At 73.0% G+C, this 8,026-nt stretch carries 5 protein-coding genes and 3 pseudogenes; 4 read left to right on the top strand and 4 right to left on the bottom strand.

The annotated features are described in order from the left end of the window. Positions 1–798 (top strand): AAA family ATPase (locus AB0O00_RS23845; RefSeq protein ID WP_363654924.1); only part of this gene is annotated, 798 nt, incomplete at its 5' end. Continuing rightward, on the top strand, positions 795–2,195 hold the full coding sequence (locus tag AB0O00_RS23840) for a protein kinase (protein WP_363654922.1): 1,401 nt from the start codon (positions 795–797) through the stop codon (positions 2,193–2,195). The genes AB0O00_RS23845 and AB0O00_RS23840, both read left to right, overlap by 4 nt. A gap of 175 nt (positions 2,196–2,370) precedes the next feature. Here AB0O00_RS23840 and AB0O00_RS23835 read toward each other — a convergent pair. The 3 genes and pseudogenes from AB0O00_RS23835 to AB0O00_RS23825 form a co-directional block, all read right to left on the bottom strand. Continuing rightward, a pseudogene (locus AB0O00_RS23835) lies at positions 2,371–2,541 on the bottom strand (EF-hand domain-containing protein); the annotation flags it as partial. Positions 2,542–2,930: 389 nt separating this feature from the next. Continuing rightward, positions 2,931–3,470: a histidine phosphatase family protein gene (locus AB0O00_RS23830; protein WP_363654920.1), complete on the bottom strand. Its 540-nt coding sequence runs from the start codon at positions 3,468–3,470 to the stop codon at positions 2,931–2,933. Between the two features lie 234 nt (positions 3,471–3,704). Continuing rightward, positions 3,705–5,405: a ricin-type beta-trefoil lectin domain protein gene (locus tag AB0O00_RS23825; RefSeq protein ID WP_363654918.1), complete on the bottom strand. Its 1,701-nt coding sequence runs from the start codon at positions 5,403–5,405 to the stop codon at positions 3,705–3,707. Between the two features lie 241 nt (positions 5,406–5,646). Between AB0O00_RS23825 and AB0O00_RS23820 the strand changes: the two are divergent. Together AB0O00_RS23820 and AB0O00_RS23815 are read left to right on the top strand one after the other, a co-directional pair. Continuing rightward, a pseudogene (locus AB0O00_RS23820) lies at positions 5,647–6,940 on the top strand (sensor domain-containing protein). Then, positions 6,928–7,587 carry a response regulator transcription factor gene (locus AB0O00_RS23815; protein ID WP_363654916.1) on the top strand — a complete coding sequence of 220 codons (660 nt, stop codon included), beginning with the start codon at positions 6,928–6,930 and terminating at the stop codon, positions 7,585–7,587. Before AB0O00_RS23820 ends, AB0O00_RS23815 begins: the two are co-directional and overlap by 13 nt. A gap of 16 nt (positions 7,588–7,603) precedes the next feature. On the opposite strand, the pseudogene AB0O00_RS23810 reads toward AB0O00_RS23815, so the two are convergent. Next, positions 7,604–8,026, bottom strand: a pseudogene (locus AB0O00_RS23810) (glycosyltransferase); the annotation flags it as partial.

The following is an 8,026-nucleotide window of genomic DNA, read 5'->3' as shown; positions in this document are numbered from 1 at the left end:
GACACCCGCCTCGAACAGCTCGGCGGTGATCTCCTGGCCCAGGGTGTACTCGGAGGCGCCCCGCCCGGCTACCTCGGCCACGACCGCGAGGGCCGGCTCAGCGGGCCGCTCCGGGACCAACCGCACAGCGTCGTGCTCTTCGACGAGGTCGAGAAGGCGCACCCCGAGATCCTCGACCTGCTCCTTCAGATCTGCGACGAGGGGCAGCTGACGGACGCCTGGGGGCGGCGGGTGCCGTTCGGCGAGTCCGTCGTCATCATGACCTCCAACCTCGGTGCGGCGAGGGCCCCGGCCGCTCCTCCCCGCGGCCCCTTCGGCTTCGGCGGCGCCGGGCTCCCGTCGCATGCGGATGAGGACACCGGGCGGGAGCGGATCATGGCGGCGCTCCGGGCCGAGCTGCGGCCCGAACTGCTCGGCCGGATCGGCGACATCGTCGTCTTCTCGCCGCTGACGCCCGCCGCCCTGGAGCAGGTGTTCGACAAGCTGCTCGCCCAGGTCCGCGAACGGCTCCGCGACCGGTCCGTCGAGCTGACCCTCACCGACGCCGCCCGCCGGCTGCTACTGCGCCACGGGACCGACGCGCGCACCGGCGCCCGCGCGCTGGAGCACGCCGTCGACCGGCTGCTGGTCCAGCCGCTCGGGCGGGCGCTCCTCGCCGGGACCGTCGCGGACGGAGCCGCGGTCGTGGCCGATGCCGATGCCGACGCGGACGGTGACGCACTCGCGCTGTCGCCCGGGGGCGCTCGTCGGCCCGACGAGTCCCCCGACGCCCCCGAGTCCGCCGAAGGAGACCGATGACCACCCCGGCCCGCGTCACCCTCACCCTCGTCAAGGGCCGCCTCGAACCCGCCGAGTACGTCTACGACGAGCGCACCACCTGCGTGCTCGGCCGCTCCTCCGACTGCTCGCCCCGGCTGCCCAGCGACGAGCACCACCGCACCGTCTCCCGCCACCACTGCCTGCTCGACATCAACCCGCCGGACGTCCGGATCCGCGACTTCGGCAGCCTCAACGGCACCTACGTCAACGGGAAGATGATCGGACGGCGGGCCGAGGGCCTCGCACCCAGCGAGGCCGCCGAGGACTCCTACCCCGAACACGACCTCGTCGACGGCGACGAGATCCGGCTCGGCAGCACGGTCTTCCGGGTCGGGATCACCCTCGGCTCCACACCCGGGCCGGTCGCGCGGCACTGTGCCAAGTGCGGCCGGGACCTCGGCAAGGCCGCGGACGGCCGCGCGGGCGCGGTGCTGTGCGCGTCCTGCCAGGCCGAGCCGGCCGCCGTGCTGAAGCTGCTGCTCGAACTCGCCGCCGGCGGGCGCGCCGACCTCGCGTCGATCTCCGGCTACGAGGTGATCCGCGAACTCGGCCGCGGCGGCATGGGCGCGGTCTACCTGGCCCGGCACGAGGCCACCGGACGGGAGGTGGCGCTGAAGGTCATGCTGCCGAAGGTGGCCGCGAGCTCGACCTCCCGGGCCCGCTTCCTGCGCGAGATGGCGCTCACCCGGGCGCTGCGCCACCCGAACGTCGTCCCGCTGCTCGACACCGGCTTCGCCGACGGCACCTTCTACCTGACCACCGAGTACTGCACCGACGGCAGCCTGGACCGGCTGCTGAGCCGGTCCGCCGGGGGCCGGCTGCCGGCGGACGAGGCGCTGCGGATCACCCTCCAGGCGCTCGACGGGCTCGAACACGCCCACGGCCAGGGCGTGGTGCACCGCGACCTCAGCCCCTCCAACATCCTCCTGCACCGGACGGCGGGCGGTGCGGGGGCGGGTGCTGGGAATGAGGTGAGCACGGCGAAGGTCGCCGACTTCGGCCTCGCCAAGGCCTTCGACCAGGCGGGCCTGAGTGGCCTGACCCGCACCGGTGCGGTGGCGGGCAAGCCCACCTACTCGGCCCGGCAGCAGGTGATCGACTTCCGCAACGCCTCGCCCGGCGTGGACCTCTGGGCGCTCGCCGCCTGCCTCTACCAGATGCTGACCGGCACGGTGCCCCGCGACTTCCCCCGCGAGAAGGACCCCTGGTACGTCGTGCTGCGGGAGGCCGCCGTGCCGATCCGCGAGCGGGAGGCCGGTGTTCCGCGCGCCCTGGCGGCCGTCATCGACGAGGCGCTCGACGAGCGGCCGGGACGCGGCTTCGCGAGTGCGGCGGAGCTGCGGGAGGCGCTGACGCAGGCCGGTCCTACGCCCTGAGCTCCCCGTCGAGCTCCCCCAGGCGCAGGGTCCGGTCAGGGATTATGCCCGGCGCGACGGCTGGCGCTGCGGTGGAAACAATGAGGCCGAGCCGGTTGGTTCCGGCGATGACCGGGGCCTGCGGGAATTCCGGGGCGGCGGCTGTCCGTGCCGCCCCGGAATTCCTTCTGTGGGGTCAGCGAATGAAGGTGGCGAACTCGTCGTAGCTGATCTGGTTGTCGCTGTTGTCGTCGGCGAACGAGAAGGTCTGGGCCACGTTCGCGTCGCTGACCTTCGGGTTCCGCTGCAGGAACGCCTTCAGCTCGTCGGCGGTGATGAAGCCGTCGCCGTCGGTGTCGATCTCGTCGAACTAGGCCCGAGTGTCGGCATTGTCGCTCATTTTTTCATCCTTTCTAGGGTAGCATTTCCGGCGCTGCACATCATAGGGGAGATTTCCATGCGAACGGCATGAAGCTGGAATAGTAGTGGTTTCGGATGATGTGAATAACCTTTCATTTTCGCGATTTTGTTCGGAGTGTCGAAAATCGGCGACGGCTGCCCGACCGCGGAGTTGATGCTGTGTCAGTGCGAGAGCGAGAGCACGAGAAGGGTGGCGGGCCGGACGGCCTGGCGGGTGTGATCGCCGCCGCGCCGCCGCCGGTGCGGGCGGTCGCCGTGCGGGCGACGGGGTCGGGGCGCGGCGGCCGTCCGCTCGTTGGCCGTTTCGCATAGGGCCCAGGCGGTTCCGAGTGCCGGTCAGGGGCGTGTGCCGCGGGGGATGGCGAAGTCGACGAGGCGGGCCGGGGACGAGCCCAGTTCGGGCCATGCGTCGGGGAGTTCCAGCACGGCGATGCCGCTGGTCGGGTACTTCTCCCGGATGCGGTCGAGGGCCTCGCCGCCCGTGTCGGCGGCCAGGTCGAGGATCAGGTCTTCGAGGGCCGGGTTGTGGCCGATCAGGAGGACGGTCGTCGCGTGGCGGGGCTGTTCGCGCAGCACCGGGATGAGGTCGTCGGCGTCGGCGGTGTACACCCTGGGGTCGAAGGTCGCGGCAGGAGCTTGCGGCAGTTCGGCGGAGGCCAGTTCCCACGTCTCGCGTGCCCGTCGCGCCGGTGAGCACACCACCGCGTCCGGCAGCAGGCCGCGGTCGTGCAGCCACCGGCCGGCCTCCGGCGCGTCGCGCCGTCCGCGCGGGCCCAGCGGGCGTTCCTCGTCCGGGACGCCCGGCGGCCACGCGGACTTGGCGTGGCGCAGCACGATCAGGGTGCGGTGCGGCGGGGGCGTGGTCGTGTCGCTCATGCCTCCAAGCTGCCATAGCCAGGGCCTGCGGGGCGGTCGGCTACGGGCAGATCCAGCAGTTGAGTCGCTGCTCGCGCGCGTCGGCCGGATCCGGGACGTCCTCGACCCGCCGCCCGCGCCGTAGGAGGAGGTGCTGCTCGACGGCTGAGGCAGGGGCCGAAGCCCCCGCCCGTCGTGCCTCGTTCCGGTCGGACTGGTCGGACTGGTCGGACTGGTCGGAACCGGTCGGATCGGTCAGACCGGGAGCGACCAGTACTGGTTGGCCTGGTGGCTGCCGCAGGTCCACAGCTCCAGCGCCGTGCCGGAGGTGGTGGCGCCGCCCGTCACGTCCAGGCAGAGGCCGGCGGCGGTGAGGGTGCCGTCAGGGGTGGGGGACCACTGCTGGAGGGTGCTACCGGTGCAGGTGCCGAGCACGACCCGGCTGCCGGCCGAAGTGCCGGTGGCGGTGAGGCACTTGCCGAGGGTGCGGACGGTGGCGTCGGCGTTCCTCGTCCAGCGCTGGTTGGGGTTGCCGGTGCAGTCGTAGAGGATCACGGCGGTGCCGTCCGCGGTGCCGCTCGCGGTGTCGTCCATGCACTTGGCGCCGTTGCCGGTGAACTGCCCGGTCGGGACGGCGGGGCCGCAGCCGGCGCCGGGGGTGAGCCGCCAGACGGCGGTGCCGTGGGCCGGGACGGTCTGGCTCAGGGAGGCGGAGACGGCCGACGTCTGTCCGGTCCACAGGTCCTTGGCCGTCGCGGTGCAGCCGGGCAGCCCGATGTTCGACAGTGGGACGGTGACGCTCTGTGCGGTGTTCGAGCGGTTCAGCACCGCGACCGCGCGGTCCCCGTTGGCGAGCGGCCGGGCCAGGACGTCGGCGCTGGACGTGGCGGACGTGGCGGACACCACGCCGGCCTGACGGCCCAGCGGGTCCTGGTCGACGGCGATGAGGTCGGTGTTGCCGAGCGCGCCCAGACCCGCGGGGGTGAGGTGGGAGACGTCGGAGGAGAGGATCAGCGGGGCGGCCATCATCGACCAGAGGGCCACCTGGCTGCGTGCCTCGTCGTCGGTGAGGCCGGAGTCACCGGCGATCAGGAAGTCGGGGTCGTTCCAGTTGCCGGGGGAGGCGAAGGAGCCGATCCAGCGGTTGTAGCCGTAGTTGCCGAGCACGCTGGACCAGCGGCTCGCGTTGGGGTGGGCGGCGTCGTAGGTGGCGATGTCGTAGCCCTCGCGCCAGAGTTGGCCGTCCTGGCCGACCCAGGAGAGCACGTCGTACCAGGTCCGGTTGCCCCACTCGCCGCTCTGGAAGTAGGCGGGCGCGGACTCGGAGAACACGATGTCGCGGCCGGAGGCCCGGAGCGCGGCGGACTGGGCGTCGTACGCCTGGCGGTAGGCCTGTTCCTGGGTCTGGCCGGGGGCGAGGCGGAGGTTGCAGCCGTCGAGCTTGAGGTAGTCGACGCCCCATGCGGCGAAGGCGGCGGCGTCCTGGGCGAAGTGGTCGGGTTCGCCGTTCGCGCCGATGCCGCTGCCGGGGTAGCCGCCGCAGGTGGTGGAGCCGGCGTCCTCGTAGATGCCGAACTTCAGCCCGCGGGTGTGCAGGTAGGAGCCGAGCCAGGCCATGCCGTGCGGGAACTTGGCCGGGTCGGCGGTGAGGTTGCCGCTCGTGTCGCGGGTGGTGGACATCCAGCAGTCGTCCACGGTGACGGTGTCGTAGCCCTTGGCGGCGAGGCCGGTGGAGACCAGGGCGTCGGCGTTGGCGGTGACGGTCCGTTCGTCGATGCCGCACTGGTAGTGGGCCCAGTCGTTCCAGCCCATGGGCGGGGTGACGGCGAGCGCCCGGCCGTCGCCGGAGGTGGCGGTGGGTGCGGCGTGGGAGGTGGGGGCGAGTGGCAGGACAAGCAGGACGGCTGAAAGTGCGCCGGCCGCGATTCTGCGCCGGGACGTGCGGAGGGACGGCATGGCGGACTCCTTGCGTCGGGGGGCTGAGGAGGAGTGCGCAACCAGTGCACTGTGATTGCTCATTGGCGTCAATAATGGCGACAGAATTTGCAACTCTGAGCACCTATGGTGCAAGTGGCGACAGTCAGGGCGCACCTGTGCCGGTCGCCCCTCGGCGGGCGGGATCCGCGACCGGCTACAGTGGATCTTGTACGGAGCATGCGGGGAGGCGTTCCCCGAACTCACGGGAGGGCCCGCCACGATGACCGTCGCCGTCTGGGAGGCCGTGCGGCGGCGCCCCGACCGCTTCCTCCGGTCCCTGTGGCCGCTGCGCGCCTGGGCGTTCCTGCTGAGCGGCACCGTGCTCGGCGTCCTGCTGCTCACGGTCTTAGCGCTGCTGCTCGCCGTGGGCGTGGGGCTGTCGGTGGTCGGGGTCGGGCTGCTGGTCCTGGCAGGCGTCCCGGTCGTCGGGATCCCGGTGGCCGCACTGGAGCGGCTCCGGCTGCGGATCGTGGAGCCGGTGCCGCTGCCCGACCCGCACGCCTCGCTGCCCGGTGCCGGCGCGTGGCCGTGGCTGCGGACCCGGTTCAAGGAACGCGCCACCTGGCGCGAGCTGGCCTACACCCTGCTGTTCGCCACCGTGTTCACCGCAGCCGGCCTCGGCTTCACCGCTCTCCTGGCCCTCTCGGCGATGCTGCTCGTGACCCCGGTGATCGTGTGGGCGATAGCCCCCGACACGGTGATGCTGATCCCGGGCCGGTCGATCTCCGATCCGGTCGGCGGCCTGCCGGGTACGGCGGCGGGGCTCGTCGGCCTGGTGCTGGCCGCCTACGCGGGCGGGCTGCTCGCCGGGGCGCAGGTCAGGACGGCCCGATTCCTGCTCTCCGCCCGCGAGGAGGACCTCGGCCGCCGGATCATCGAGCTGACCCGCTCCCGGGCCAGGCTCGTGGACGCGTTCGAGGCCGAGCGGCGCCGCATCGAGCGGGACCTGCACGACGGTGCCCAGCAGCAGCTCGTCGCCCTGACCATGACCCTGGGCCTGGCCGAACTGGAGCTGCGCGGGCAGGCCCAGGGTCATGGTCAGGGCGCCGCGCTGCCCCTGATCGCCCGGGCCCGCGGCGAGGCCCGCCAGGCGCTGGAGCAGCTGCGCAGCCTCGTCCGCGACATCCATCCGCAGGTGGCTGACGGACCACGGCCTGGCCGCGGCGGTGGAGGAGCTCGCCCTGCGCAACCCCGTTCCGGTCACCGTCGACATCGACCTGCCGCGGCGGCTGCCGGGACCGGTGGAGACGACGGCGTACTTCACCGTCAACGAGGCCCTGGCCAACGCGGCCAAGCACAGCGGTGCAGGGGCGGTCGCCGTGCACGGCCGGCTGGCGGGCGACCGGCTGGTCCTGGTCGTCAGCGACGACGGACGCGGCGGCGCCGATCCGTCCGCCGGGTCCGGGCTGCAAGGGCTGGCCGACCGGGTGGCGATCCTGAAAGGCAGGCTCATCGTGAGCAGTCCCGTCGGCGGACCGACCCGGCTGCGGGTGGAGGTGCCGTGCTCCGCGTAGTGCTCGCCGAGGACGCCGTCCTGCTCAGGGCCGGACTGGTGGAGGTGCTCACCCGGGTCGGCCACGAGGTGGTGGCCGCCGTCGGCGACGCCGCCGAACTGGCGCGCGCGGTGGACGCCGACCGGCCCGACGTCGTCCTCACCGACGTACGGATGCCGCCGGACTTCCGCGACGAAGGGCTGCGCGCCGCACTGGAGTTGCGCGCCAGGCACCCCGGCCTGCCCGTCCTGGTGCTCTCCCAGTACGTGGCGACCGCCTACGCCAAGCAGCTGTTCACCGGCCCCGCGGCGGACGGGGGCGGCCTCGGCTACCTGCTCAAGGACCGGGTGGGCGAGGTCTCCGAGTTCCTCGACGCGCTGGACCGGGTCGCCGGCGGGCAGACCGTCGTCGACCCGGAGGTGATCCGGGTGCTGCTGAAGGCCTCCGACGGACCGCTGTCGAGGCTGACGCCGCGCGAGCGCGAGGTGCTCGCGCTGATGGCCGAAGGCCTCAACAACCAGGCCATCGCCCGGCGGCTGACGGTGACCGAGGCGTCCGTGGTCAAGCATGCGAGCAACGTCTTCATGAAGCTCGACCTCGACCCGAGCGAAGGCAACCGTCGGGTCCTGGCCGTGCTGGCGTACCTGCGCGGAGAGCAGCCGTCATGACGGTGATCGGCAGGTCCGGGTCCAGCAGCCGGTTCAGCCGCTCCGCCGAGCCCTCCCAGGACCAGTGCCGGGCCACCCACTCCCGGCCCGCCGTGCCGCGCCGCGCCCGCTCCTCCGGCGAGGTGAGCGTCTCGGCGAGAGCGGCGGCGACCGCGGCCGGCGAGCGGCCGTCGACCACCCGGCCGGTGACCCCGTCCAGGACCGTGTCCGGCGCGCCGCCCGAGTCGCCGACGACGACCGGGAGCCCGGCGGCGGACGCCTCCAGGAAGACGATGCCCAGGCCCTCCGCCTCCAGCCCGGCCCGCCGGGTGCGGCACGGCATCGCGAACACGTCGGCGGCGGCGTAGTGGTCGGTGGTCGTGGCGTGGTCGAGCCCGCCGGTGAACACGACCCTCCCCGGCGCGTACCGGTCGGCGAGCCGGCGCAGCCGGGCCGCGTC

The sequence above is a fragment of the Kitasatospora sp. NPDC093558 genome (assembly GCF_040683475.1).
Taxonomy (GTDB): domain Bacteria; phylum Actinomycetota; class Actinomycetes; order Streptomycetales; family Streptomycetaceae; genus Kitasatospora.
Note: the sequence above shows the minus strand (reverse complement) of the source record. Positions and strands in the feature narration are given on the sequence as shown.